This window comes from Streptomyces sp. H27-H1 (assembly GCF_026627445.1).
Lineage (GTDB): Bacteria > Actinomycetota > Actinomycetes > Streptomycetales > Streptomycetaceae > Streptomyces.
This window is the reverse complement of the sequence record NZ_JAPNLJ010000010.1, coordinates 153,862-180,001: the sequence shown is the minus strand read 5'-3', so window position 1 is coordinate 180,001 and position 26,140 is coordinate 153,862. Positions and strand designations below refer to the sequence as shown.

At 72.6% G+C, this 26,140-nt stretch carries 23 protein-coding genes; 19 read left to right on the top strand and 4 right to left on the bottom strand.

Features of this window, described 5'->3' with window-relative positions:
• Positions 1-193: 193 nt before the first annotated feature.
• The 4 genes from OTB20_RS13920 to OTB20_RS13905 are packed head-to-tail and all read left to right on the top strand — an operon-like array spanning position 194 to position 3,932.
• Positions 194-1,825, top strand: a complete 1,632-nt coding sequence (locus tag OTB20_RS13920; RefSeq protein WP_267817605.1) for a flavin-containing monooxygenase — start codon at positions 194-196, stop codon at positions 1,823-1,825.
• Positions 1,822-2,808, top strand: coding sequence for an alpha/beta fold hydrolase (locus OTB20_RS13915; RefSeq protein ID WP_267817520.1), 987 nt, complete (start codon positions 1,822-1,824; stop codon positions 2,806-2,808). The genes OTB20_RS13920 and OTB20_RS13915 overlap by 4 nt, the downstream gene beginning before the upstream one ends.
• Positions 2,805-3,719, top strand: a complete 915-nt coding sequence (locus tag OTB20_RS13910) for an SDR family oxidoreductase (RefSeq protein WP_267817519.1) — start codon at positions 2,805-2,807, stop codon at positions 3,717-3,719. The genes OTB20_RS13915 and OTB20_RS13910 overlap by 4 nt, the downstream gene beginning before the upstream one ends.
• Before the next feature lie 48 nt (positions 3,720-3,767).
• Positions 3,768-3,932: a hypothetical protein gene (locus tag OTB20_RS13905; RefSeq protein ID WP_267817518.1), complete on the top strand. Its 165-nt coding sequence runs from the start codon at positions 3,768-3,770 to the stop codon at positions 3,930-3,932.
• A gap of 97 nt (positions 3,933-4,029) precedes the next feature.
• On the opposite strand, the gene OTB20_RS13900 is transcribed toward OTB20_RS13905, so the two are convergent.
• Positions 4,030-7,326, bottom strand: coding sequence for a S41 family peptidase (locus tag OTB20_RS13900; protein ID WP_267817517.1), 3,297 nt, complete (start codon positions 7,324-7,326; stop codon positions 4,030-4,032).
• Positions 7,327-7,534: 208 nt separating this feature from the next.
• Here OTB20_RS13900 and OTB20_RS13895 point away from each other — a divergent pair, with 208 nt between their 5' ends.
• Both OTB20_RS13895 and OTB20_RS13890 read left to right on the top strand, forming a co-directional pair.
• Positions 7,535-8,125: a TetR/AcrR family transcriptional regulator gene (locus tag OTB20_RS13895; protein ID WP_267817516.1), complete on the top strand. Its 591-nt coding sequence runs from the start codon at positions 7,535-7,537 to the stop codon at positions 8,123-8,125.
• A gap of 146 nt (positions 8,126-8,271) precedes the next feature.
• Positions 8,272-10,479, top strand: a complete 2,208-nt coding sequence (locus tag OTB20_RS13890; protein WP_267817515.1) for an MMPL family transporter — start codon at positions 8,272-8,274, stop codon at positions 10,477-10,479.
• Positions 10,480-10,568: 89 nt separating this feature from the next.
• Here the strand turns inward: OTB20_RS13890 and OTB20_RS13885 are convergent, their stop codons facing one another.
• Positions 10,569-10,991, bottom strand: a complete 423-nt coding sequence (locus OTB20_RS13885; RefSeq protein WP_267817514.1) for an SsgA family sporulation/cell division regulator — start codon at positions 10,989-10,991, stop codon at positions 10,569-10,571.
• 207 nt (positions 10,992-11,198) lie between these two features.
• Between OTB20_RS13885 and OTB20_RS13880 the strand changes: the two genes are divergently transcribed.
• The 5 genes from OTB20_RS13880 to OTB20_RS13860 all read left to right on the top strand — a co-directional run bounded on the left by OTB20_RS13880 (position 11,199) and on the right by OTB20_RS13860 (position 15,653).
• Positions 11,199-12,251, top strand: coding sequence for an energy-coupling factor ABC transporter permease (locus OTB20_RS13880; RefSeq protein ID WP_267817513.1), 1,053 nt, complete (start codon positions 11,199-11,201; stop codon positions 12,249-12,251).
• Position 12,252: 1 nt separating this feature from the next.
• Positions 12,253-13,020: a cobalt ECF transporter T component CbiQ gene (cbiQ, locus tag OTB20_RS13875; protein WP_267817512.1), complete on the top strand. Its 768-nt coding sequence runs from the start codon at positions 12,253-12,255 to the stop codon at positions 13,018-13,020.
• A gap of 112 nt (positions 13,021-13,132) precedes the next feature.
• Positions 13,133-13,900 (top strand): energy-coupling factor ABC transporter ATP-binding protein, encoded by a 768-nt coding sequence (locus OTB20_RS13870; RefSeq protein WP_267817511.1) that lies wholly within the window; start codon positions 13,133-13,135, stop codon positions 13,898-13,900.
• A 45-nt stretch (positions 13,901-13,945) separates the two neighbouring features.
• Complete coding sequence (locus OTB20_RS13865; RefSeq protein ID WP_267817510.1) at positions 13,946-15,103, top strand: serine hydrolase domain-containing protein; 1,158 nt, start codon at positions 13,946-13,948, stop codon at positions 15,101-15,103.
• Between the two features lie 76 nt (positions 15,104-15,179).
• Positions 15,180-15,653 carry a YbaK/EbsC family protein gene (locus OTB20_RS13860; RefSeq protein WP_267817509.1) on the top strand — a complete coding sequence of 158 codons (474 nt, stop codon included), beginning with the start codon at positions 15,180-15,182 and terminating at the stop codon, positions 15,651-15,653.
• Positions 15,654-15,673: 20 nt separating this feature from the next.
• Here the strand turns inward: OTB20_RS13860 and OTB20_RS13855 are convergent, their stop codons facing one another.
• Positions 15,674-17,320: a penicillin-binding transpeptidase domain-containing protein gene (locus OTB20_RS13855; protein WP_267817508.1), complete on the bottom strand. Its 1,647-nt coding sequence runs from the start codon at positions 17,318-17,320 to the stop codon at positions 15,674-15,676.
• Positions 17,321-17,456: 136 nt separating this feature from the next.
• Positions 17,457-19,238, bottom strand: coding sequence for a dolichyl-phosphate-mannose--protein mannosyltransferase (locus OTB20_RS13850; protein WP_420716388.1), 1,782 nt, complete (start codon positions 19,236-19,238; stop codon positions 17,457-17,459).
• Positions 19,239-19,380: 142 nt separating this feature from the next.
• On the opposite strand from OTB20_RS13850, the gene rsmI reads away from it, so the two are divergent.
• From rsmI to OTB20_RS13810, 8 genes are all read left to right on the top strand, one after another.
• A complete protein-coding gene (gene rsmI / locus OTB20_RS13845; RefSeq protein ID WP_267817602.1) occupies positions 19,381-20,265 on the top strand; it encodes a 16S rRNA (cytidine(1402)-2'-O)-methyltransferase in 885 nt (294 codons plus the stop codon).
• A gap of 282 nt (positions 20,266-20,547) precedes the next feature.
• A complete protein-coding gene (locus OTB20_RS13840) occupies positions 20,548-20,919 on the top strand; it encodes a hypothetical protein (protein WP_267817600.1) in 372 nt (123 codons plus the stop codon).
• 10 nt (positions 20,920-20,929) lie between these two features.
• Entirely contained in the window at positions 20,930-21,838 is a 909-nt protein-coding gene (locus tag OTB20_RS13835; RefSeq protein ID WP_267817507.1) for a TatD family hydrolase, read from the top strand.
• 155 nt (positions 21,839-21,993) lie between these two features.
• Positions 21,994-23,505 carry a ubiquitin-like domain-containing protein gene (locus OTB20_RS13830; RefSeq protein WP_267817506.1) on the top strand — a complete coding sequence of 504 codons (1,512 nt, stop codon included), beginning with the start codon at positions 21,994-21,996 and terminating at the stop codon, positions 23,503-23,505.
• A complete protein-coding gene (rsmA, locus tag OTB20_RS13825; protein WP_420716387.1) occupies positions 23,502-24,425 on the top strand; it encodes a 16S rRNA (adenine(1518)-N(6)/adenine(1519)-N(6))-dimethyltransferase RsmA in 924 nt (307 codons plus the stop codon). The genes OTB20_RS13830 and rsmA overlap by 4 nt, the downstream gene beginning before the upstream one ends.
• The gene (locus OTB20_RS13820) at positions 24,422-25,327 is read left to right on the top strand and encodes a 4-(cytidine 5'-diphospho)-2-C-methyl-D-erythritol kinase (RefSeq protein ID WP_267817505.1); all 906 of its coding nucleotides are present in this window, start codon (positions 24,422-24,424) and stop codon (positions 25,325-25,327) included. The genes rsmA and OTB20_RS13820 overlap by 4 nt, the downstream gene beginning before the upstream one ends.
• A 53-nt stretch (positions 25,328-25,380) precedes the next feature.
• On the top strand, positions 25,381-25,731 hold the full coding sequence (locus OTB20_RS13815) for a hypothetical protein (protein WP_267756522.1): 351 nt from the start codon (positions 25,381-25,383) through the stop codon (positions 25,729-25,731).
• Positions 25,728-25,991, top strand: coding sequence for a hypothetical protein (locus OTB20_RS13810; RefSeq protein ID WP_267756520.1), 264 nt, complete (start codon positions 25,728-25,730; stop codon positions 25,989-25,991). The genes OTB20_RS13815 and OTB20_RS13810 overlap by 4 nt, the downstream gene beginning before the upstream one ends.
• Positions 25,992-26,140 lie beyond the last annotated feature (149 nt).

Genomic DNA, 26,140 nt, shown 5'->3' with positions numbered 1-26,140 from the left:
GCTGTGGCCGGGAAGGTTCACCGGGTCGCGACGCCCGGTACAGGGCCAGGGCGTACTCCCGGTAACTTTCCCGGCGCGACCCCTACCCATGAGTACGGGGCTGCTCTACCCTCCCGATTGTGCCAGTGATTGCTGGCAGCATTCGAGTGGGCGTTGGCATCGGCATCCGAAGGTGGCTGGCATGGGCGGTGGCATGGACGGGCGCGAGCACGTACGCGTGGCGGTGATCGGATCCGGGTTCGGCGGGCTGGGCGCCGCGGTGCGGCTGCGGCGCGAGGGGATCACGGACTTCGTCGTCCTGGAGCGCGCCGACTCCGTCGGCGGCACCTGGCGGGACAACAACTACCCCGGGTGCGCCTGCGACGTGCCCTCCCATCTGTATTCGTTCTCCTTCGCGCCCAATCCCGACTGGCCCCGCACCTTCTCCGGGCAGCCGGCCATCCGGGAGTACCTGGAGCACGTCGCGGACACCTTCGGACTGCGCCGCCACATCCGGCTGAACCACGAGGTCCGGATGATGAGGTGGGACGCGGACGCGATGCGGTGGGAGATCGAGACCTCGGGCGGGGAGTTCACCGCCGACGTGGTCGTCTCCGCCACCGGGCCGCTGTCGGACCCGAAGATGCCCGAGGTGCCCGGTCTCGCCGGCTTCCCCGGCAAGGTCTTCCACTCCGCTCGCTGGGACCACGACTACGACCTGCGAGGCAAGCGCGTCGCCATGATCGGTACGGGCGCCTCCGCCATCCAGATCGTGCCCGCCATCGCGCCCGAGGTGGAGCGGCTCACCCTCTTCCAGCGCACCCCGCCGTGGGTGATGCCGCGCACCGACCGGGCGATCACCGCGGCGGAGCGCTGGTTGCACCGCCAGCTCCCCTTCACCCGGGCGGCCCGCCGCGCCCTGCTGTGGGGGATCCGCGAACTCCAGGTCAGCGCCTTCACCAAGCGGCCGGGCCAGCTCGGGCTGATCGAGTCCCTGGCCAAGGCGAACATGGCGCGCTCGATCAAGGACCCGGCGCTGCGGGCCAAGCTGACGCCCTCGTACCGGATCGGCTGCAAGCGGATCCTGCTCTCCAGCGAGTACTACCCGGCGCTCGCCCGGCCGAACGTGGACCTCGTCGCCTCCGGGCTGAAGGAGATCCGGGGTTCGGCGCTGGTCGCGGCCGACGGGACCGAGACCGAGGTCGACGCGATCGTCTTCGGCACCGGCTTCCACGTCACGGACATGCCGATCGCCGACCGCGTGGTGGGCGCCGAGGGCAAGACCCTCGCCGAGGAGTGGAAGGACGGGATGCAGTCGCTGCGCGGGGCGACCGCGGCGGGCTTCCCGAACTGGATGACGATCATCGGGCCGAACACCGGGCTCGGGAACAGCTCGATGATCCTGATGATCGAATCGCAGCTGAACTACATGGCGGACTACCTGCGCCAGCTGGACGTGCTGGGCGGACGGGTGGCGCTGGCCGCCCGGCCCTCGGCCGTCAACGCCTGGAACCGCCACGTCCAGACGCGCATGGAGCGCACCGTCTGGAACACCGGCGGCTGCACCAGCTGGTACCTGGACGCGCAGGGCCGCAACACCACCGTCTGGCCGGGCACCACCGGGGAGTTCCGCAAGGAGACGCTGGGCGTGGACCTGAGCGAGTACGAGGTCGTACGCCACCGGGAGCGCGAGCGGGTCCCGGCGGGCGCCGGAGCACCCGCCCGGTCCGAGGCTCCCGGCCAGGCCGCGAACGCGAAGGCCGCGAAGCCTGCGCGGGCCGAGGCCGTCCCGAAGGCCGCCGGCCCCGCCGCCGAGCCCGCCGCCGCCGAGGAGGATGCCGCGTGAGCCGCCTGATGCACGTGACCGCGGGACCCTACGCCCCGCCGGCGGCCCGCCGCGAGCTGGTCGCCACCTCCGCCGACGGATCGCGCCTGCACGTGGAGGTGCACGGCGAGGAAGGGGCCCCGGCCGTCGTGCTCGCGCACGGCTGGACCTGTTCCACGGCGTTCTGGGCCGCGCAGATACGGGCCCTGACCACCGGGCACCGGGTCATCGCCTACGACCAGCGGGGCCACGGCCGCAGCCCCGTCGGCTCCGGGTACGGCACCGCCGCCCTCGCCGACGACCTGGTCGCGGTCCTGGAGGCCGCCCTCGCCCCCGGCGAGAAGGCCGTCGTCGCGGGCCACTCCATGGGCGGGATGACGATCATGGCCGCCGCCGCCCGGCCGGAGTTCGCCGAACACGTCGCGGCCGCGCTGCTGTGCAACACCGGCAGCGGCCGGCTGGTCGAGGAGTCGCTGGTCCTGCCGTGGCGCGCCGGCCGCGCGAGGACCCGTGTCACCGGCGCGGTCCTGGGATCCCGGGCCCCGCTCGGGCCCGTCACCCCCGTCGCCCGCAGAGTGCTGAAGTACGCCACGATGGGCCCCGGCTCCGCGCCCGAGAAGGTCGAGGCCTGCGCGCGGATCGTCCACGCCTGCCCCACGCCGGTGCGCCACGCCTGGTCCGGGGTGCTGGCCGCCCTGGACCTCGACGCGCAGCTGGCCGCGCTCACCGTGCCCACCGCCGTCATCGGCGGCAAGAGCGACCGGCTGACACCGATCGTGCACGCCCGGGGGCTGGCTGCCGCGCTGCCGAACTGCGTAGGGCTCACCGAACTGACCGGGGTGGGGCACATGAGCCCGATCGAGGCCCCGGAGGCCGTCACCGCCGCGGTGCGCGAGCTCGCCGAGGTGTATCTCGCGCCCGTCGCACCCGTTCCGGTCGGCCCGGACTCCCTGGATTCCCCGGATTCCCCGAACCACCAGCCCGCGAAGGAGAAGACACCGTGAGTGCTCGCAGGAGTCTGGAAGGCCAGGTCGCCGTCGTCACGGGGGCGGCGCGCGGGGTCGGCGAACTGCTCGCCCGCAAACTGTCCGCGCGCGGCGCGAAGGTGGCCCTGGTGGGCCTGGAGCCCGAGGCCCTCAAGGAGGTCTCGGAGCGGCTGCACACCGACAGCGACCACTGGTACGCCGACGTCACCGACCACGAGGCGATGGCCCGGGTCGCGCAGGAGGTCAAGCTGCGCTTCGGCAAGGTGGACATCGTCGTCGCCAACGCGGGCGTCGCCTCCGGCGGGCCGTTCGTCGACTCCGACCCCGACGCCTGGCGCCGGGTCATCGAGGTCAACCTCATCGGCGGCGCCGTCACCGCCCGGGCCTTCCTGCCCGTGCTGATGGAGAGCCGCGGCTACTTCCTGCAGATCGCCTCGCTCGCGGCGATCACCCCGGCGCCGATGATGACCGCCTACTGCGCCTCCAAGTCCGGGGTCGAGGCCTTCGCGCACTGTCTGAGCGCCGAGGTCGGCTACAAGGGGGTCAAGGTGGGGGTCGGCTACCTGTCCTGGACCGACACCGACATGGTGCGCGGCGCCGACCAGGACGAGGTCATGCGCGAGCTGCGCCAGCGGCTGCCGTGGCCGTCGAACCAGACGTACCCGCTGGGGCCGGCCGTCGACCGGATCGTGGCGGGCATCGAGCGGCGCTCCGCGCACGTGTACGCGCAGTGGTGGCTGCGCGGAATGCAGGGGTTCCGCGGATACCTTCCCGCGATCATCTCGGCAGTCGGTCAGCGCGAGATGAAGCGCTTCGAACCCCGACTGGCCGGCGTTTCCAAGGGGCTTGTCGGGGCCGGCGGGGCCGCGGACGAGCAGGAGCGCAGCCAGAGCAGCCGACCGGAATGCGAGGAATGCCCCTCTGGGTAAGACTGGTCGCGTTCCCCTTACCGAACACCGTTGCAGGAGTGAGGACACATGGGCATCAGGGACCAGTTCCAGGACAAGGCGAAGGACCTCGCGGAGAAGGCGAAGGCCGCGGCCGCCGGTCAGCAGGACGAGGCGTCCGAGCGCGGCTCGCAGACGGTGGACCAGGCCAGGGACAAGGCCCGTGACACCTTCGACGAGAACTTCGACAAGTAGCACCTGACGAGCAGCGGCTCCACGCGCTGAGGGGTGCGACCCGCCGTTTCCGGGTCGCACCCCTTTCGCATGCCCTACGGCCCCCCGCCGCGCGGGGTCACCCCCGCGGCGGCAGCTTCGGCCGGCGCCGGTCCGGTACGTCCGTGTACCCGGGCGGTACCGCCGCCGGGTCCTGCTCCAGCAGCTCCAGCGCCAGGTGCACGGCGTCGTCGAGCTGCGCGTGCCGCCCTTCCGCCCAGTCGAGCGGGGTGCGCAGGATCGGCAGGTCGGGCTCAACGCCCTGGTTCTCCACGGACCAGCCGTACTCGGGGAACCAGGCCGCGTTCATCGGCACCGTGATCACCGTGCCGTCGCCGAGGGTGTGCCGGCCGGTCATGCCGACCACCCCGCCCCAGGTGCGCTGGCCCACGACCGGGCCGAGTCCCAGCAGCTTGAAGGCGGCCGTGATCATGTCCCCGTCGGAGGAGGTCGCCTCGTCGGCCAGCGCCACGATCGGGCCCCGGGGCGCATTGGAGGCGTAGGAGACGGGCTGGGCGTTGCGGGTCAGGTCCCAGCCGAGGATCGAGCGGGTCAGCTTCTCCACCACCAGCTCGCTGATGTGCCCGCCGGCGTTGCCGCGTACGTCCACGAGCAGGGCGGGCTTCGACATCTCCGCCCGCAGGTCGCGGTTGAACTGCGCCCAGCCCGAGCCGCCCATGTCGGGGATGTGCAGGTATCCGCACCGGCCGCCGCTGATCTCGCGGACCACCGCGCGGCGTTTGGCCACCCAGTCCTGGTAGCGCAGCGGCCGCTCGTCGATCAGCGGGACGACCGCCACCCGGCGCGAGCGGCCCTGCCCCTCGGCGGGCTCGAAGGTGAGCTCCACGGTGGTGCCGCCGGCCGCCGACAGCAGCGGGTACGGGCCGGCGACCGGGTCCACCGGCCGGCCGTCCACGTGGGTGAGGACCGCGCCCTCGCGGATCCCGGTGCCCGCGAGGGGGGAGCGGGCCTTGGAGTCGGAGGACTCGCCGGGCAGGATCCGGCCGACGACCCAGGCCCCGTCGCGGGGGAAGAGGTTGACGCCGAGCAGGCCGATGGCCCGCTGGTAGTGCGGGGGCCCTTCGTTGCGGCGGGCCGGGGACACGTACGCGTGCGAGGTGCCGAGCTCGCCGAGGACCTCGCGCATCAGGTCGGCGAACTCGTCGGGGGAGGCGACCCGTTCGACCAGGAAACGGTACTGGCGCAGCACTGCGTCCCAGTCGATGCCGCACATCTGCGGCTCCCAGAAGTAGGCGCGGATGAGCCGCCCCGCCTCCTCGAAGGCCTGGCGCCACTCGGCCGCCGGGTCCACCTCGTGCAGGATGCGCCGCAGGTCCAGGTAGACGGTGGAGTCGGTGTCTCCCGATTCGGTCGCCGGGACCGCGCGCAGGTCCCCGTCGTCGTTGACCACGAGCCGGGTGCCGTCGCCGCTGAGCGCGAACCAGTCCAGCCCGGAAGCCAACTCCGTCTTACGGGCCTTGGTGAGGTCGAAGTACTCCAGCGTCGGCTTGCCGCTGGTGTCGGCCGGATTGGCGAAGGTCTCGCCGAGGGCGCCCGAGATCGGCCAGCGCAGCCACACCAGTCCGCCGCCGCTCACCGGGTACAGGGCCGAGTACTTGGACGCCGACACGGGGAAGGGCGTGACCCGGCTCTCCAGGCCCTCCACCTCCACCATGACCGCGCCGTCCCCGGACTCCGAGTCCCCCTCGACCGGGTCGAGACCGCCCGCCGCCGGGCGGCCGTCCGGGGAGAAGGCGAAGGGGGAGGGGGTGGCCGAGGACAGCGGCACCAGGTAGGGGCGGCAGCCCAGCGGGAAGGACAGGTCTCCGGTATGGACGTCGTAGACGGGGTCGAAGCCGCGCCAGGACAGGAAGGCGAGGTAGCGCCCGTCCCGGGTGAAGACCGGACTCTCATCCTCGAAGCGTCCGTTGGTGACGTCCACGATCGTGTGCGCGCCCGGCCCGGAGATCCGGGCCATCTTGATCTGGCGCAGCGAGCGGCCGATGCCCGGATGCGACCAGGTCAGCCAGCAGCCGTCGGGGGAGAAGGCGAGGTCGGTGACGGGCCCGTTCTCGGACCGGATCAGCTCGCCGGCCTCCCCGTTGGACTCCTCGGTGGCGTCGATGAGCAGCAGCCGCCCGTCGTTGGAGGCGATCGCGAGCCGCTCTCCGTCCGGATCGGAGAGCAGCTCCAGTACGCGGCCCAGCGCGCCCGAGGCGAGCCGGCGCGGCTCGCGGTCGCCGGAGGCCCGGGGCAGGTAGGCGATCTCGATCGCGTCCTCGCCCTCCGCGTCCGTCACGTACGCCACCTGCCCGCCGCTGCCGAGCATCTCGGGCAGCCGGACCCGTACGCCCGGGGTGTCGGCGATGGTGCGGGCGGGGCCGTCGCGGTGCGTGAGCCAGTACAGGCTGCCGCGCACGACGACGGCGCTGGCCCGCCCGGTGGCGTCGACGGAGAGGGAGTCGACGTGGCTGGCGGCCGGGACCTGGTAGGTGCGGCGGCCCGCCCGGGGGCCGCCGAGGCGGACCTCCAGCTTGCGCGGGGAGGTGTCCGGGGCCAGCGACTCGACGATCCACAGGTCGCCGGCGCACTGATAGACGATCCGGGAGCCGTCGCTGGAGGCGTGCCGGGCGTAGAACTCCTCGTGGTCGCTGTGCCGGCGCAGGTCCGTGCCGTCGGGCAAGCAGGAGTAGAGGTTGCCGATGCCCTCGTGGTCGGAGAGGAAGGCGATCCGGCCGCCCACGAACATCGGTGAGTCCAGGTGGCCTTCGATGCCCTCGAGCAGCCGCTCGCCGTGCAGCCACAGCCGGCCGGTGGCGCCGCCCCGGTAGCGCTTCCAGGCGGCGGGCTCGTGCGGGGGCTTGCCGGTCAGCAGCAGGGTGCGCCGCTCGCCCGGCTCCTGCCCGTCCGGGGTCTCCTCGTGGACGGCGATGTCGGAGACGGGCCCCCAGGGGAGCCGGCCGCCGGGGCTGCCGTCGGTGGGAAGGCTGTAGGCCCAGGAGTAGTAGGAGAAGGGCTGGCCGTGCGAGGAGACGGCCAGGATGTCGCTGCGGCCGTCCTTGTCGGGCGGGGTCCAGCCGCAGACCCGGGTGTCGGTGGAGCCCCAGTAGCTGAGGCGGCGGGCCGGGCCGCCGGAGACGGGGGCGAGGTGGATCTCGGGGTCGAGGCTGCGCCAGGTGGTGAAGGCGATGTGCCTGCCGTCGGGGGAGAACCGGGGGTGGCCCACCCGGGTGCGGTCGACCGTGATCCGCCAGGCCCGGCCGGCGGGCTCTCCGGGGGGAACCAGGGGCGCCACCCAGAGGTCGTCCTCGGTGGCGAAGCACAGCAGATCGTCGTGGAGGTGGGGGAACCGGAGGTACGCCGCGTCGTGACTCACCCCCCAATGCTTTCCGCGCTGAGGGGGGCTGGCAACTCGTACAGGTGATCCATGGGGCTCGCGGCGGGGACACCGGGCGGCGGCCGGGAAGTGACCGAGGCCACTCGCCGAGCGAAACGGAACGGTTTCGTTTCGCTCGCCGGAGGGGTATGGTCAATCCGTACGAAACAGTTTCGTTCGGTTGGTGCGGTCGGGAGGAGATGCCGAAATGGTCGAAGAGGTCATGTCGCGTCGCAGCCGGATCACCCCCGAGCGGGAAGCCGAACTCCACGGGGCGGTCCTCGACCTCCTGCGCGAGGTCGGCTACGAGGCGCTGACCATGGACGCGGTCGCCGCCCGTACGAAGTCCAGCAAGGCCACCCTCTACCGCCAGTGGGGGAGCAAGCCCGAACTGGTCGCGAAGGCCCTGCGCTGCACCCAGCCGGTCTCCCTCCGGGAGATCGACACGGGCAGCATCCGCGGTGACTTCGCGGTCATGGTCGAGAACTCCGACGACGCCCAGATGGCGAAGGACACCGCGCTCATGCGGGGCCTGGCCCATGCGGTGCACGCGAGCCCCGAGCTCCACAAGGCGCTGCGGGACCTCTTGGTCGACCCGGAGCTCAACGGCCTTCAGACGATGCTGCAGCGGGCGGTGGACCGGGGTGAGGTCGCCGCGGGCTGTCCGGCCCTGGCCTTCGTGCCGCACATGCTCATCGGGGCGTTCATCGCGCTCCCGCTCATCGAGGACCGGTCCGTCGACCGGTGCTTCCTCGGTGACTTCATCGACGCCGTGGTCTTCCCCGCCCTCGGAGTCTGATCCCGCCCAGGCTGCTCACCCGCGCAGCCGCCCAACCGCGCTGTCCCCGCGCTCGATTCCTGCCTACTCCTGACACGCCGCTCTCGTCGTCGGAACGGCATTCCATGCCCTGATCCATCCCACGACCCGAACGGGGAACCACCGACGTGGCTACCTTCCTCTACCGACTCGGCAGGGGTGCCTTCCGGCGCCGCCGATTCGTCGCCCTCGTCTGGGTGGCGCTGCTGTTCGTCGCCGGCTTCGGCGCGGCTTCGGCGTCCGCACCCACCTCAGGCTCGTTCTCCATACCCGGCACGGAAGCCCAGAAGGCTTTCGACCTGCTGGAACAGCGCTTCCCGGGCATGTCCGCCGACGGCGCCACCGCCCGCATCGTGATCAAGGCCCCGGCCGGTGAAAAGGTCGACTCCGAGGCCGTCAAGCCCCAGGTCGAGAAGATCGTCGGCGAGCTGAAGGACGGCCCGGGCAAGGATCAGATCTCCTCGGTCGCCGACCCGTACGAGACCAAGGCCGTCAGCCAGGACGGCTCCACCGCCTACGTGAGCGTCAAGTACAAGGTCAGCGGCATGGAGCTGACGGACGCCACCCGTGAGGCCCTCACCGAGGCCGGGACGGCCGCCAAGGCCGACGGGCTGAACGTCCAGATCGGCGGCGACGCCCTGATGGCCGCCCCCGAGACGGGCTCCGGCGAGATCATCGGCATCGCGATCGCCGCGATCGTCCTCGTCATCACCTTCGGCTCGCTCATCGCGGCCGGACTGCCGCTGCTGACCGCGCTGATCGGCGTGGGCATCGGCATCTCCTCCATCACCGCGCTCGCCAACGTGCTGGACCTCGGCTCCACCACCTCCACCCTCGCGATGATGATCGGCCTCGCGGTCGGCATCGACTACGCCCTCTTCATCGTCTCCCGCTACCGCACGGAGCTCGCCGAGGGGCGCGAGCGCGAGGAAGCCGCGGGCCGCGCCGCCGGAACCGCCGGCTCCGCCGTCGTGTTCGCCGGTCTGACCGTGGTCATCGCCCTCGTGGGCCTGGCCGTCGTCAACATCCCGATGCTCACCAAGATGGGCTTCGCCGCCGCCGGCACCGTGGTCATCGCCGTCCTCGTCGCCCTGACGCTGGTCCCGGCCATCCTCGGATTCGCCGGCAAGAAGGTGCTGCCCGCCGGTACGAAGAGCAAGCTGTTCGGCAAGGGCAAGCCGGTCGCCGAAGGCGCCGAGGCCAAGCCCAACGGCGGCACCCGCTGGGCCCGCTTCGTCCTGCGCCGCCCCGTCATGGTGCTGCTCGCGGGCGTGATCGGCCTCGGCGTCATCGCGATCCCGGCGAGCAGGCTGGAGATGGGCCTGCCGGACGACGGCGCCCAGCCGGTCTCCACCACCCAGCGCCAGGCGTACGACCTGCTCTCCGAGGGCTTCGGCCCCGGCTTCAACGGCCCGCTGATGGTCGTCGTGGACGGGGACAAGGCGCTCGCCGACGCGACGGTCGAGCGGATCAAGGGTCTGGACGGCGTGGCCGCGGTCGTGCCGCCCGCCCAGAACGAGGCCAAGGACGCCGCCGTCATCACGGTCGTCCCGAAGGACCGCCCGTCCTCCGTCGCGACCGAGGACCTGGTCCACGAGATCCGTGAGGGCAGCGACAGCGGCAAGGTGCTCGTCACCGGCGCCACCGCGATGAACATCGACTTCTCGCAGAAGATGAACGACGCGCTGCTGCCCTACCTGGCACTCGTCGTCGGCCTCGCCTTCCTGCTGCTGATGCTCGTCTTCCGCTCGATCCTGGTCCCGCTCAAGGCGGCCCTCGGCTTCCTGCTCTCGGTGGTCGCCGCCCTCGGCGCCGTCGTGGCGGTCTTCCAGTGGGGCTGGCTCGGCTCGCTCTTCGGGGTGGAGCAGACCGGCCCGATCATGTCGATGATGCCGATCTTCATGGTGGGCGTGGTCTTCGGTCTGGCCATGGACTACGAGGTCTTCCTGGTCACCCGCATGCGTGAGGCGTACGTCCACGGAGAGCGGCCGGGCCAGGCCGTCGTGACCGGGTTCCAGTACAGCGCCCGGGTGGTCGTGGCCGCGGCCGTCATCATGATCGCGGTGTTCTCCGGCTTCATCGGAGCCAGCGAGCAGATGGTCAAGATGATCGGCTTCGGTCTGGCCATCGCCGTCTTCTTCGACGCCTTCGTCGTCCGCATGGCCATCGTCCCGGCCGTCCTCGCGCTGCTCGGCCACAAGGCCTGGTGGCTGCCGAAGTGGCTCGACCGGATCCTGCCGAACGTGGACGTGGAGGGCGAGAGCCTGCGCAAGCACCTCGGGGAATCCGCGGACGGCTCCGGTCCGGACAAGGACCGCGAGCTGGCCAACGTCTGACCGCCCGGTCGGCAGTACGACAGGAACGGCCCCGCACCGAAAGGTGCGGGGCCGTTCCTGTATGCCGGACCGGACGTGCCCGGCTGGGCCTAACGGGTGGCCGGGGGCGCGGGCGCGTACGTACGGCGCAGGAAGCGGCGCAGGACGGCGATGTCGAACTGGACCACCGCGACACCCTCGGGGGAGTGGAACTCGACGACGGCCTGTACGCGGCCGCAGGGCCAGACGCGGACGTCGCCCGTCCCGGTCGGGGCCTGCAGGCCGGCCTCCAGGAGGGCGCGGGGGAAGACCCACTCGTTGTCGGTGCCGTCGGGGGAGAGGTCGGCGGGGAAGACGATCCGTACGGCCAGCGGCTCGGCGGGTACGAAGCGCAGCGAGACCGGGATGGCCCGGTAGAGGGGGTCGTCGGTGATCACGCGGGCGCGCACCCGCTCCTCGATGAAGGGGGCCGTGGCGGTCGCGCCCCGGGAGGCGGTGACTGATGCTGACGGATTCTCGGCGGCGGCTGACATCGACAAGACTCCTTGAATCGGAACATTTGCGTCCGTATTGCCCCCAGCCTCGCACATTCCCACGAAACCGCGCGGAGCTATTTGTCATGCCACCGCTCTTGCCAATCGTTCGCAACTGGGCACTATTCTTGAACGGCTGAAGATTTTGTCAGTTCTACGGACAGTTCAACGGACCGCTCGTCGGACCGCAGGAAGCGGAGCAGAACCATGCATGTGCCCGACGGCTTCATCGATGCCCCCGTCTCCCTAGCCGCAGGTGTCGTCGCCGCCGGAGCCGTGGCCGTCAGCCTCCGTGGCGCCCGGCGGGAGCTCGACGAGCGCACCGCGCCGCTCGCCGGTCTCGTCGCCGCCTTCATCTTCGCCGTCCAGATGCTCAACTTCCCCGTAGCCGCCGGAACAAGCGGCCACCTGCTGGGCGGCGCACTCGCGGCGATACTCGTAGGCCCCTGTACGGGCGTGCTGTGCGTCTCCGTGGTCCTGCTCATGCAGGGCGTCCTCTTCGCCGACGGCGGCCTGACCGCCCTCGGGGTCAACGTCGTGAACATGGCCGTCGTCACCGTGGTCGTCGCCTACGCCGTCTTCCGCGCCCTGGTGAAGCTGCTGCCCGACAGCCGCCGCTCGGTCACCGTCGCCGCCTTCGTCGCGGCCCTGCTCTCGGTGCCCGCCGCAGCCGCCGCCTTCACCCTCATCTACGCGATCGGCGGCACCACCGACGTACCGCTGAGCAAGGTGTTCGGCGCCATGGTCGGCGTCCACGTCCTCATCGGCATCGGTGAGGCCGCCATCACCGCCGCCACCGTCGGCGCCGTGATCGCCGTCCGCCCCGACCTCGTCCACGGCGCCCGCGGCCTGTCCGCCCCGCTGAAGCTGCGCGTCCACGGCGAACTCGTCGACGCCCCGCCCGCCGTGCCGGTCGGCCTCGCCGCCCGCTCCACGAAGCCGGTGTGGATCACCGGCCTGGTCGCCGCGCTGGCCCTGGCCGGCTTCGTCTCCTTCTACGCCTCGTCCAGCCCCGACGGACTGGAGAAGGTCGCCGCGGACAAGGGCATCGACCAGAAGGTCACCGATCACGCCGCCGCCGACTCCCCGCTCGCCGACTACGGCGTCAAGGACGTCACCGACGCCCGCCTCTCCGGCGGCCTCGCCGGAGTCATCGGCGTCGGCGCGACCGTCGTCGTGGGCACCGGGGTGTTCTGGACCGTCCGCCGCCGTCGCAGCGCCGACCTGACGGCCTCCTCCACGGCCGTACCGGCCGCCTGACATGGGCGCAGGCCACGCCCACAAGCTCTACCGGCCCGGGCACTCGCCGGTCCACGACCTGCCGCCGCACTGCAAACTCGCCGCGACCTTCGGTTTCGTGGTCGTCGTCGTGTCCACCCCGCGCGAGGCGGTGTGGGCCTTCGGCCTGTACGCCGTCCTCATCGCGGCGGCCGCCGCCGTGGCCCGGATCCCGGCCGGCTTCCTGCTGCGCCGGCTCCTGATCGAGGTGCCCTTCGTCGCCTTCGCCGTCCTGATGCCCTTCGTGGCCCAGGGCGAGCGGGTCGAATTCCTCGGCATGTCCCTCAGCGTCTCCGGCCTCTGGGGCGCCTGGAACGTACTGGCCAAGGGCACCCTCGGCGTGGCCGCGTCCGTACTCCTGGCCTCCACCACCGAACTGCGGGCCCTGCTGCTGGGCCTGCAACGGCTCAAGCTGCCGCCGCTGCTCGTCCAGATCGCCTCCTTCATGATCCGGTACGGGGACGTCATCACCGACGAGCTGCGCCGCATGTCCATCGCCCGGCGCTCCCGCGGCTTCGAAGCGCGCGGGATCCGGCACTGGGGGGTCCTCGCGAAGACCGCGGGAGCCCTGTTCATCCGGTCCTACGAACGCGGCGAGCGGGTCTACCTCGCGATGGTCAGCCGCGGCTACGCCGGCTCCATGCCGGTGATCGACGAGGTGACGGCAACGCCCACAGAGTGGGCGCGCGCCTCTGCGCTCCCTTTGACAGCACTGGCAGTCATGCTGACAGCCGTCTGTCTGATGAGGTGACTCCTCCGCCTGGGGCGGCTTCTCACGTGCCTCCGAGGATGCGCATGACGGCCAAGCCCTGACCGCTGCTGGTGCAGGAGACCCAACGTAGTGGAAGTGGCACTGTAAGGAGATGCAAATGGATGCAATGAAGGCATCGGCCTCACTCGAGGTCTCCGGACTCGCCTACGCCTACCCCGACGGCCACCAGGCCCTCTTCGGAGTCGACCTCACCGTCGGGCACGGGGAACGGGTGGCACTGCTCGGCCCCAACGGCGCCGGCAAGACCACCCTCGTGCTCCACCTCAACGGCATCCTGACCGGTGGCGTCGGCTCCGTCACTGTGGCCGGCCTGCCCGTGGAGAAGCGCAACCTCGCCCGGATCCGCCGACAGGTCGGCATCGTCTTCCAGGACCCCGACGACCAGCTGTTCATGCCGACCGTCCGGGAGGACGTGGCCTTCGGCCCGGCCGCCGCCGGGCTGCGCGGCCCCGAGCTGGAAGAGCGGGTGCGCGGCGCCCTGGAACAGGTCGGGATGGCCGCCTTCGCGGACCGGCCCCCGCACCACCTCTCCTTCGGGCAGCGCCGCCGGGTCGCGGTGGCGACCGTCCTGGCCATGCGGCCCGAGATCCTGGTGCTGGACGAGCCTTCCTCCAACCTGGACCCGGCCTCGCGGCGGGAGCTCGCGGACATCCTGCGCTCGCTGGACGTCACCGTGCTGATGGTGACCCACGACCTGCCCTACGCGCTGGAGCTCTGCCCGCGCGCGGTGATCCTCAGCGAGGGCACCATCGTGGCGGACGGCAGGACCCAGGACGTGCTGTGCGACGAGCAGCTGATGCGGGCGCACCGGCTGGAGCTGCCCTTCGGTTTCGACCCGCGCTCGGTCGTCGTCGGCTGACGGCTTCGGTGGCATAACCGCCGGTCGGGGGTTGTTGTACGGCCCGTGGACATCAAGGGTGTGGTGGCGGAGGGCTTCGAGCCCGTCAAGGACGCGTTCGTACGCAACTTCCAGGTGCTCGGGGACCGGGGCGCGGCGGTGGCCGTGTACCGCGACGGGCGCAAGGTCGTCGACCTCTGGGCCGGCACCAAGGACGCGGAGGGCACGGACCCCTGGGCCGAGGACACCGTGCAGATCGTCCGCTCCGCGACCAAGGGCGTGGCCGCCGCCGTACCGCTGCTGCTCCAGCAGCGCGGACTGCTCGACCTGGACGCGCCGGTGGGTTCGTACTGGCCCGAGTTCAAGGCCGGCGGCAAGGACCGGACCCGGGTCCGCGACCTGCTCGCGCACCGCGCCGGAGTCCCGGCCCTGGACCGCGGGCTGACCGTCGCCGAGGCCGCGGACGGGGTCAGCGGACCGCGCGCGGTCGCCGCCCAGCAAGCCTTCTGGGAGCCCGGCACCGAGCACGGCTACCACGCGCAGACCTTCAGCTGGCTGCTGTCCGAGCTGGTGCTGCGGGCGACCGGCCGCTCGCTGGGGAGCATCCTGGCCGAGGACATCGCGGAGCCGCTGGGCATCGACTTCTGGATCGGCCTGCCGGAGGCCGAGGCCCACCGGGTGGGCCGGGTGGCGCCGGTCGAGCCGCCGGAGAGCGCCGGCATGCTCAGGACCCGGCCCAGGCGCAACGTTTCCGAGGCCTACGCAGACCCGGACTCCCTCACCCGCCGCGCCTTCGCGGCCATCGACCCGCTGCCCGACGAGAACGACCCCGCCTACCGGGCGGCAGAACTGCCGGCCTCGGCGGGCATCGGCACGGCCCGCGCACTGGCCCGCTTCTACGCGGCCACCATCGGGGTGGTGCAGGACGGGGCGCGCATCTTCACACCGGCCACCACCGCACTCGCCGCCAAGGAGTTCTCGTCCGGACCGGACCGCGTCCTGGTGGTCAACACCCGCTTCGGCCCCGGCTACATGCTGCACGGCCCGTCCTCCCCGCTGCTGTCCCCGGCCTCCTTCGGGCACCCCGGCCGCGGCGGCTCCCTGGCCTTCGCGGACCCGGAGGCGGGCATCGGCTTCGGCTACGTCACCAACGCCCACGCCAAGTCAGTCACCGCCGACCCGCGCGCCCAGGCACTGGTCCGGGCCCTGCGCTCCGCGCTGTAGCGGGACCCGCCCTCCCACCCGGCCGGGCGGGCAAGGGGCGTCGCGCATACGGGGACGGGAGCGCTAGCGTTCCTCCATGACGACCACCGCGCATCCCCTCTTCGCCGAAGCCCTCGCCGCACTGGGCCTGGAGCCGGACGTACGGAGCTTCCCCGACGGGACCCGGACCGCCGCCGACGCGGCCGCCGCGATCGGGTGCGAGCTCAGCCAGATCGTGAAGTCGCTGATCTTCGCCGCCGACGGGGTTCCCGTCCTGGTCCTCATGGACGGGGCCTCCCGGGTGGACGTGGAGGCGGTGCGCCGCGAGCTCGGCGCGGGCGCCGTGACCAGGGCCGACGCGGCCCTGGTCAGGGAGACCACCGGATACGCCATCGGTGGGGTCCCGCCCTTCGGGCACCGCACCCGCACCCGGGTCCTCGCTGACCGCTCCCTGCTGGCCCACGACGTGGTCTGGGCGGCCGCGGGGACCCCGCACACGGTGTTCCCCATGGACCCGCGCGAGCTGATCCGGCACGCGGGGGCCGCGCAGGCCGATGTACGGGAGCGCTGAGCGCCGGCCGCGCCGGACCGTCAGCCCGCGTTCAGGACGGCCGCCACGATCGGACCCGCCGCGTCGGAGCCGTGCCCGCCGCCCTCGACCATCGCCGCGGCCGCCACGTCACCGCTGAAGCCGGTGAACCAGCTGTCCGGGCTCTGCGCCCCGTCGACCTCCGCGGAGCCGGTCTTGGCGCCCTTGTCGGAGCCGCCGACCGCGGACATCGCACCCCGGGCCGTGCCCTCGGTGGCCGTCAGCTTCATCATCCGCACCAGCTGCGCCGCCACCGAGGGCTTCATCGACCGTGAGGCCTTCGCGAGCCGGCGGCCGTCCAGGGAGGCCTTGACGACCACGGGCTGGCGGAACACCCCGGTCCGGGCGGTCGCCGTGATCGAGGCCATCGTCAGCGGGTTCATCTGGATCTGGCCCTGCCCGATGTACGCGGCCGCCGCCGCCGGGCCCGTCGCGTCCGGGACCTTGCCGTCGACGGTGGGCACGCCCACCTTCCACTCGATGCCGGCGCCGATGCCGAAGACCTCACGCGCCTCCTTCGGGAGCGCGTCGATGTCGCCGACCGGTTTGATCTGCTTGATGAAGGCGGTGTTGCAGGACTGGGCGAAGCTCGTCGCGAAGGTCTTGCCGTCGAGTTTGAATCCCTTCAGGTTCTTGAAGGTCCTCCCCTCCCACGACACCTCCGCCGGGCACTCGGCGACCTTGCCCGCAGCCACCAGACCCCGGTCCAGCAGCATCGCGCCGGTCACGATCTTCATCGTCGAGCCCGGTGCGCGGGCTCCGCTGAGGGACGCGGGGAAGCCGTCGGCGCGATGGTCGGCGATGGCCAGGATGTTCCCGGTGCTCGGCTGGACGGCGACCACCGATGCCTGCGGGAACTTCAGGACCGCCCGCTCGGCAGCCGCCTGGACGTCCGCGTCCAGGACGGTCTCGATCTCCCCCGGCGTGCCCTCGACCAGCGTCAGCAGGGTCCGCCGGGGGGCTTCCTGCGCGACCGGCTCTATCCACAGTTCGGCGCCGCTCTTGCCGCCCAGCCGCTCCCCGTACGTCGCGCGCAGGCTGTCGAGCACCGGGCGCAGCGACGGGTACTTCTCGGCCGTCAGCTCCCGGTGCTTGCGGTCGACGGCCTTGACGGGCGGGTCGGCCGGGGCGCCGCCGCGCAGCTTCTCGCCCTTCTGGAGCTGCGGGTGGAGCACCGAGGGCTGCCAGTCGACGAGCGGCAGCCCCGTGGTGTTGCCGCGGACCACGGTCAGCTTCGACTCGTAGGCGAGGGGCTTGGTGACCCCCTCGTAGGTGACCTCCGCGGCGACGGAGTACGACACCGTGGTCCCGGTCTGCGCGCCGGGGGTGATCGACACCTTGGACACGTAGGCCTTGGTCGTGAGGTCGCCGAGGGCGCCCTGCGCCTCTGCCGGATTGTTCGTCAGATCGGCCCCCGCCCGGGCGTCCCCCGCCGACCATGCGGCGAAGAAGGCCTTGGCGGTCGCCGCGGCGTCCTTGTCGCTGACCGGCCCCGTGCCCTTGGCGGGGGTCACGGGGCCGGTCGCGCTCGTGTTCTTGGCGTCGCTCCCGCCGGCGTCCCCCACCAGCGAGTACACCCCGTACCCGGCCCCGCCCAGCATCGCGAGGAACACCCCGCCGATGAGGGCGCCCTTTGCGGCCCCGTTCATTGCCCTGTCCCCGTCCCCCGTGCCACGGCCCCCGATCGCTGAACGCGTTCAAGGCCCCCTGGCGCAGACTTTACGCCGAACAGATGCGCGGTCCAGGGGTTTGTCGCCAAGTCCGGGCAAGCTCACACCCGCGCCGTCAGACCCAGGTGTCCAGCCACATCCGGTTCTGCCAGGAATCCATCGGGATGGTCTGTCCGGTGTAGATCGGCCAGAAATAAATGAAGTTCCACACGATCAGGAGCACGAGGACACCCGCCGCCACCGCCCCCAGGGCGCGGCGGCGTTCCGAGGAGCCGGCCGGGCCCAGCAGGGCGCCGATCATCATGGCCACCGCCAGGCACAGGTACGGGACGAAGACCACCGCGTAGAAGAAGAAGATGGTCCGCTCCTGGTAGTTGAACCAGGGCAGCAGGCCCGCGCCGAGCGCGCACGCGATCGCGCCCGCCCGCCAGTCGCGGCGGAAGAACCACCGCCACAGCACGTACAGCAGGGCGAAGCAGCCCGCCCACCACAGCAGCGGCGTGCCGAGCGCCAGCACCTCGCGCGCGCACTTGGCCGTCTCCGTCGCCGGGCAGCCGTCGGTGCCGGGCGACGGGGATTCGTAGAAGTAGGAGACGGGACGGCCCAGGACCAGCCAGCTCCACGGGTTCGACTCGTAGGTGTGGCCCGAGGTCAGGCCCACGTGGAACTTGTAGACCTCCGTCTCGTAGTGCCACATGCTCCGCAGCCACTCCGGCAGGAAGGACCACGAGCTGTGCTGGTCGTTCTTGGCGGCCCAGTCGCGGAAGTAGCCGCCCTTGCCGTTGTCGGGGGAGAGGATCCAGCCGAGCCACGAGGCCACGTAGACGGAGATCGCCACCGGGACGGTGGAGAGGAAGGCGGGCAGCGCGTCGCGGCGCAGCATCGCCGTGTACGGGGCGCCCGCGCCCGCCGTGCGTCGTGCGGCCGCGTCCCACAGGACGGTCAGCACGCCGAAGAAGGCGAGCACGATCAGGCCGTTCCACTTCGTACCGAAGGCCAGGCCCAGACAGACCCCGGCCAGCAGCCGGTACGGGCGCCAGCCCAGCCGCAGCGTCTCCGCGATCACGGCATCCGGCCGGGCCCGTCCCTCCTCGTCCACCGGGAGCGCGGCCGCGAGTCCGGCCCGAGCCTTGTCCCGGTCGATGACCAGCGATCCGAAGGCCCCCAGCACGAAGAACATCAGCACCAGGTCGAGCAGGGCGGTCCGGCTCATCACCAGGTGCAGGCCGTCGACCGCCAGCAGGAGGCCGGCCAGGCAGCCCAGGAACGTGGAGCGGAACAGCCGGCGCCCGATCCGGCACAGCATCAGCACGGACAGGGTGCCGAGCAGCGCGGTCATGAACCGCCAGCCGAACGGGTCGAAGCCGAACATCCACTCGCCCAGGCCGATCACCCATTTGCCGACCGGCGGGTGCACGACGTAGCCCGGGTCCAGCGGGAGGGGGACGCCGTCGGGGTTGGCGAGGATCGACTTGTCGATGTCCTTGGGCCAGCTCGCCTCGTAGCCCTGCTTGATCGTGGCCCAGGCGTCCTTGGCGTAGTACGTCTCGTCGAATATCACCGCCTTCGGGTTGCCCAGGTGGGCGAACCGCAGCACCCCGGCGACCAGGGCCACCAGCAGCGGACCGGCCCAGGCCAGCACTCTCTGCCAGCGTTCCGCGGTGGCTGGCCCGACCCCCAGCTGCGCCCACAGCTGCTCGGACGGCCGTGCGTACGGGGGCACCAGACGGGTGCGGACGTCCGACTGCCGTTTCGCCCCGGCGGGCGGCTGGTAGCCGAAGCCGCGCAGGCGGCGCAGCCAGGCGGACGGCTGGGCGGCGGGGTCCGGGCCGGGTCCGGCCTCGGTGGCGGGCGGGGCCCCCGCAGGGCTGGGCGGCGGCGTCGCGGTACTGGTCACCGGCACATCGTAGGGAACGAGCCTGTGCCAGACCCAGGGGGACGGGAGTGTGGGGCGCGGCGGTTGGGGCGGCTGAGAGGATGGGACGGTGACCACTGACCAGCCCCGCTCCGCCGAAGCCCCCTCCCCGGCCCCCTCCGACGTGCACGGGGCGGGCGTCCTCGTCCTCGCCGGGACCCCCATCGGCGACCTCGCCGACGCCCCGCCGCGGCTCGCCTCCGAGCTGGAACGGGCCGACGTGATCGCCGCCGAGGACACCCGTCGGCTGCGCCGGCTGACGCAGGGGCTCGGCGTGTACACCACCGGGCGCGTCCTGTCGTACTTCGAGGGTAACGAGTCCGCGCGCACCCCCGAACTGGTCGAGGCACTCGTGGCCGGCAAGCGCGTCCTGCTGGTGACGGACGCCGGCATGCCCTCCGTCTCCGACCCCGGCTACCGGCTCGTCGCCGCCGCCGTGGAGAAGGACATCAAGGTCACGGCCGTACCCGGGCCCTCCGCCGTACTCACCGCGCTCGCACTCTCCGGGCTGCCGGTCGACCGCTTCTGCTTCGAGGGCTTCCTGCCGCGCAAGGCGGGCGAGCGCCTCGGCAAGCTCCGCGAGGTCGCCGCCGAACGCCGCACCCTCGTCTACTTCGAGGCCCCGCACCGGCTCGACGACACCCTGGCCGCGATGGCCGAGGTCTTCGGAGCCGAGCGCCGCGCCGCCGTCTGCCGCGAGCTGACCAAGACCTACGAGGAGATCAAGCGCGGCGGGCTCGGCGAGCTGGCCGCCTGGGCCGCCGAAGGCGTGCGCGGCGAGATCACCGTCGTCGTCGAAGGCGCCCCGGCCGCGGCCCCCGGCGATGTGGACGCCGAGGAGCTGGTGAACCGGGTACGGGTGCGCGAGGAGGCGGGGGAGCGGCGCAAGGAGGCCATCGCGGCGGTCGCGGCCGAGGCCGGGGTACCCAAGCGCGAGGTGTTCGACGCGGTCGTCGCGGCAAAGAACGCGGCACAAAAGTCGCCGTCAGTCGGTAAAGAGCTAACCTGAAAAGCAAAGCTCAGACCGCGCACCGGGCGCTTTGGGCATGACTCGCCCAAAGACCGTCCAACAGTCGACAGGGCCTGATGCGCTCCCGCCCGAAGAGGCGTCCACTGGCAATGGCACCAGTGGACAAGAGGAGCTGGCATGAGTGAGATCGCTGAACCCCAACCAGTCGCGGCACCCGTCACTTCAACCGTCACGTCAACCGTTGCCGCGCCGGCCGTCCCGGCGAGAGGCCCCGCCCCCGCTGCCGTGCCGACGGTGCACGAGGCGTACGCCTTCGCGTGCATGAAGTGCGGTTACGGCTGGGAGCAGGGGTACGAGATCGAGCACCACGTAGACGGCAGGGGCATGCCCTTCATCGTCTACACGGTGGACGGCGAACGGGTCCCCTCTCCCCTGTCCAACCCGACCTGCATGAACTGCGGCGGACACGTGGTGCGGATCATGCGGGAGGGCCAGGTCAAGTCGGTCGCGGGCATGATCGACCAGCTCTACCACCACCGCGCGGCCCCGGGGATCGCCGGCCCGGTGCCCGCCGGGTACACCGTGAGGGCCCCGAAGCAGCGCAAGACCGCCCCGCACGACGCCCCCGGACCGGTACCGGTGGAACAGCCCGGGCTGATGGCCCGGCTGCTGGGGTTCTTCCGCCGGTCATAAGATCGGCCGTATGAGCCGTAGTACGTCGAACGACGCACCGCCCCCGCTGCCCGAACCGCTCCGGGTGGCGGTCGCCGACTCCCACACCCACCTGGACATGCAGTCCGGCACCGTCGAGGAGGGCCTGGCCAAGGCCGCCTCGGTCGGGGTCACGACCGTCGTCCAGGTGGGCTGCGACGTGAAGGGATCCCGCTGGGCCGCCGAGACGGCCGCCGCGTACGGAAACGTTCACGCGGCCGTGGCCCTGCACCCCAACGAAGCCCCCCGGATCGTGCACGGGGACCCAGGGGGCACCTCCCAGCCCCCTGGGGCTGGGGGAGGATGGTCCAGGCAGGCTGCCCGGACGGGCGGCGGCGAGGCCGCCCTCGACGACGCGCTCGCCGAGATCGAGGCCCTGGCGTCCCTCGCGCACGTGAAGGCGGTCGGCGAGACCGGCCTCGACCACTTCCGGACCGGCCCGGAGGGCATGGCCGCGCAGGAGCGCTCCTTCCGCGCGCACATCGAGATCGCCAAGCGGCAGGGCAAGGCCCTGGTCATCCACGACCGCGAGGCGCACGCGGACGTCCTGCGCGTCCTGCGCGAGGAGGGCGCCCCCGAGCGGACCGTCTTCCACTGCTACTCCGGCGACGCGGAGATGGCCCGGGAGTGCGCCGCCGCCGGCTACTACATGTCCTTCGCCGGGACCGTCACCTTCAAGAACGCGGCGCCGCTGCGCGAAGCCCTCGCGGTGGCCCCGCTGGAACTGGTGCTCGTGGAGACGGACGCCCCGTACCTGACACCGGTCCCGTACCGCGGGCGGCCCAACGCGCCCTACCTCATCCCACTGACCGTACGGGCCATGGCCGCCGTCCGCGGTATCGACGAGGACGCCATGGCGACGGCGCTGGCGGCCAACACGGCCCGCGCCTTCGACTACTGAGGGCCCGCTGAGCCGCTGCCGGGGACCTTCAGGGGCCGCCGCCCCAACTCTCACCCGTACGCCACGTTCCGTAGCCGTTCCGCTTTGTAGCGTGACGGCCGCTCCGCTAGGGTGCCGTGCCCGAAGCAGCCGGACGGACCAGTGGAGCGAGCGCGATGAGCGATGTGGCCTGGCCGCCGCCCGGTGGCCGCGACCCCTGGGCCGGGGACCCCGATCAGGACGCCGGACCGGGGCCGTACGCGGACCCGGACGCGGAGCCGCACCCGGAGCCCGGGGTGCCGGCCCCCCGGGGCGGCGGGCGCCGACGGACGGCCGCCGAGCCCGGGGCGGGCCGCCGGGCACGCGGCCGGACCCCCGCCCCGGCGGCCGTTCCCGTCCTCGCCCCCGAGCCGGACGCCCCGGCCACCGGCCGCCGCCGCGCCGGGCCGGCCGCGCCCTTCGACCCCGCCCCCGCCGGACCGGCTCCGGCGGGGACCGGGCGGCGCAGGGGCGGACTCGCCACGGTGCCCGCGCCGGCCGGACCCGCCGTCGGCACCGGCCCCCGCACCCGGCGCCGGGGCGGCGCCCCCGCACCCCGCGACACCTGGCGGCGCCTCGTGCCCCAGGCCCTGGTCGTCGCGTTCCTGGCGGGCGGCACCACCGCCTTCGTCGCCGCCGACAAGGCCGTACGCCTCACCGTCGACGGAGTCCCGCGGACCCTGCACACCTTCGCCGACGACGTGGACGAACTGCTCGCCGCCGAAGGACTCGGCATCGGCCCCCACGACCTCGTCGCCCCGGCCGCGGACGAGGCCCTGGGCGACGGCGACGAGATCGTCCTGCGCTACGGCCGCCCGCTGAGCCTGACCCTCGACGGCCAGCGCCGCGAGGTGTGGACCACCGCCCGCACCGTGGACGGCGCACTGCGCCAGTTCGGCATCCGCGCCGAAGGCGCCTACCTCTCCACACTCCGCACCGCCCCCGTCCCCCGGAGCGGCCTGACCCTCGCCGTCCGCACCGAGCGCAGCATCACCTTCATGGCCGACGGCCGCGAGCGGGCCATCCGCACCAACGCGGCCACCGTCCAGGAGGCCCTCGACGAAGCCGGCATCACCCTCCACGGCCAGGACACCACCTCTGTGCCCGCCGGCTCCTTCCCGCGCGACGGCCAGACCGTCACCGTGCTCCGGATCACCGGCACCCGCGAGATCCGCGAGGAACGCATCCCCTACCGGACCGACCGGGTCAAGGACCCCGCCCTCTTCGCCGGCACCGAAGTCGTCGAGCGCTCGGGCCGCCCCGGCGCGCGCAGGGTCACGTACAGCATGCGCACCGTCAACGGGGTCCGGCAAAAGCCCCGCCGGGTCGCCGAGGAGACCGTCCGCGAGCCCGTCAGCCAGCTCGTCAAGATCGGCACCAAGCCGCTGCCCACCTCCGTGCGGGGCGCCGACGGCCTCGACTGGGGTGCGTTGGCCCGCTGTGAGTCGGGCGGCCGGGCCGGCGCCACGGACGCGTCGGGGACTTACGGGGGGCTGTACCAGTTCGACGTGCAGACCTGGCAGGCCCTCGGCGGCAGCGGCCGCCCGCAGGACGCGCCGGGCCCGGAACAGACGTACCGCGCGAAGAAGCTCTACGTCACGCGGGGGGCGAGTCCGTGGCCGCACTGCGGCCGTACCCTTTATCGGTGAGCACCGCAGAGCAGCAGCCCGAAACCTCCGCGCCGGAGACCGCCCCGCCCGAAACCTCGGCCCTCCTCGGGGCGGCCGACATCCGGGAGCTGGCCGCCGTACTCGGCGTACGGCCGACGAAGCAGAAGGGCCAGAACTTCGTCATCGACGCCAACACGGTGCGCCGCATCGTGCGCACCGCCGCGGTCCGGCCGGACGACGTGGTCGTCGAGGTGGGCCCCGGACTGGGCTCGCTGACGCTCGCACTGCTGGAGGTCGCCGACCGGGTCGTCGCCGTCGAGATCGACGACATCCTGGCCGCCGCGCTGCCCGCCACCATCGAGGCGCGGATGCCGGATCGCAAGGACCGCTTCACGCTGGTCCACTCCGACGCGATGCTGGTCAAGGAACTGCCCGGCCCGCCGCCCACCGCGCTCGTCGCGAACCTGCCGTACAACGTGGCCGTGCCGGTCCTGCTCACCATGCTCGACCGCTTCCCGAGCATCGAACGGACCCTGGTCATGGTCCAGGCCGAGGTCGCCGACCGGCTCGCCGCCGAGCCCGGCAACAAGGTGTACGGAGTCCCCTCCGTCAAGGCCAACTGGTACGCGGACGTCAAGCGGGCCGGGGCCATCGGCCGCAAGGTGTTCTGGCCCGCTCCGAACGTCGACTCCGGGCTCGTCTCACTGGTCCGCCGGGCCGAGCCGGTCAAGACCACCGCTTCCAAGGCCGAGGTCTTCGCGGTCGTCGACGCGGCCTTCGCGCAGCGCCGCAAGACGCTGCGCGCCGCGCTGTCCGGCTGGGCCGGGTCGGCTGCGGGCGCCGAGGCGGCCCTAGTCGCCGCCGGTGTCTCCCCGCAGGCCCGCGGTGAAGCCCTCACCGTCGAGGAGTTCGCGGCGATCGCCGAACACAAGCCGACCGCGGAGAGGCCCGCGCTGTGAACGGGTCGATCACCGTGAGGGTCCCCGCGAAGGTCAACGTCCAGCTGGCGGTGGGAGCGGCCCGGCCGGACGGCTTCCACGACCTGGCGAACGTCTTCCTCGCGGTCTCCCTGTACGACGAGGTCACCGCGACCGCCGCCGAAGAGCTGACCGTGACCTGCGCCGGACCGGACGCCGACAAGGTGCCGCTCGACCGCACCAACCTCGCCGCCCGGGCGGCGGAGATCCTGGCGGAGCGGGCCGGCCTGAGCCCCGACGTCCACCTCCACATCGAAAAGCGCATCCCGGTGGCGGGCGGCATGGCGGGCGGCAGCGCCGACGGGGCGGCCGCCCTGCTCGCCTGCGACGCCCTCTGGGAGCTGAAGTCCCCGGTCGGGGAACTCCTCGCCATCTGCGCGGAGCTGGGCAGCGACGTGCCGTTCAGCCTGGTCGGCGGGGCGGCGCTGGGCACCGGACGCGGGGAGATCCTGACCCCGGTGGCCGCCGGTACGTTCCACTGGGTGTTCGCGGTGGCCGACGGCGGACTGTCCACCCCGGCGGTGTTCCGGGAGTTCGACAGGCTCACCGCCGGTACCGAGGTACCCGCTCCGCAGGCCTCCCCGGCCCTCCTCGCGGCCCTGGCCTCCGGCGACCCGGACGAGCTGGCCGCCACCCTGGCCAACGGGCTCCAGCCCGCGGCCCTCTCGCTGCGGCCGTCGCTGGCCGACACCCTCGCGGCGGGTACGCGGGCCGGGGCGCTGGCCGCGCTGGTCTCCGGATCCGGCCCCACGACGGCATTCCTCGTCCGCGACGCGCAGTCGGCGGCGAAGGTGGCGGCGGCCCTGGACGCTTCCGGCACGTGCCGCAGCACCCACCTGGCCACGAGCCCCGCGGCAGGGGCAACAGTCCTTCGGGGAGCCTGACCCGGGACTAGGCTGAGGGCGGACCGGACGAGTGTGACGCGGGAGGCGCTCCAATGACCGAGCAGTCCGTGACGGGCAGGCCGCTGATCCCGATGCCGGCCCTCACCCCGGCCGCGTTGCGCGTGGCCGTGGCCCAGATCGCCCCGGCCCACCTCCCCGCGTTCGTCGCGCACCTGGACCGTGCGGCGGAGCAGAGCTCGGAGCAGAGCACGATCGCCCCGCTGCGGGCGTTCCTCCAGTGGTGGGGCGAGTTCGTGGCCATCCAGCGGCATCCCGCCCGCGCGGCGCGGCTGCGGGAGCTGGAGGCGATCGCCGATACCGCCGGTGACCGGGAGAGCCTCGACAAGATCGTCGCCGAGATCCAGGAGATCCTCGCAGCCGCGCGCCGCGAGGCCGCTGCGTGAGCGACGACTGGACGTGGCACTACAACCCGGATGCCGCGCACGTCGTCGGCGGGCTGCCGCCCGAGGTCGTGACCGAGATCGAGCGTCTCGCCGACCAGCTCACGATCCTCGGCCGGGATGCGGGTGACGTGGGACGCGGACCCATCGAGGGCGGCGGCCTGCGGACGCTCGACATCTTCGGTGGCCGCGGGTTCCTGGTGTTCCTGGCGCCCGAGCGGCTGCGGGAGATCTCCATCGTCCGCGTGATCTGGCTGGGCTGACGCCGTACTCGGGCGGAAGCGAAACCACGGCCGGAGCCACCGCTGGAAGGACCGCGGAAGCCACCGCCGAAACGGCCCCCGAAACGACCCCCGGAACGGCCCCCGAGGCGACCGCTGAAACGACCGCCCCCGCCTCGATCGGCACGGCG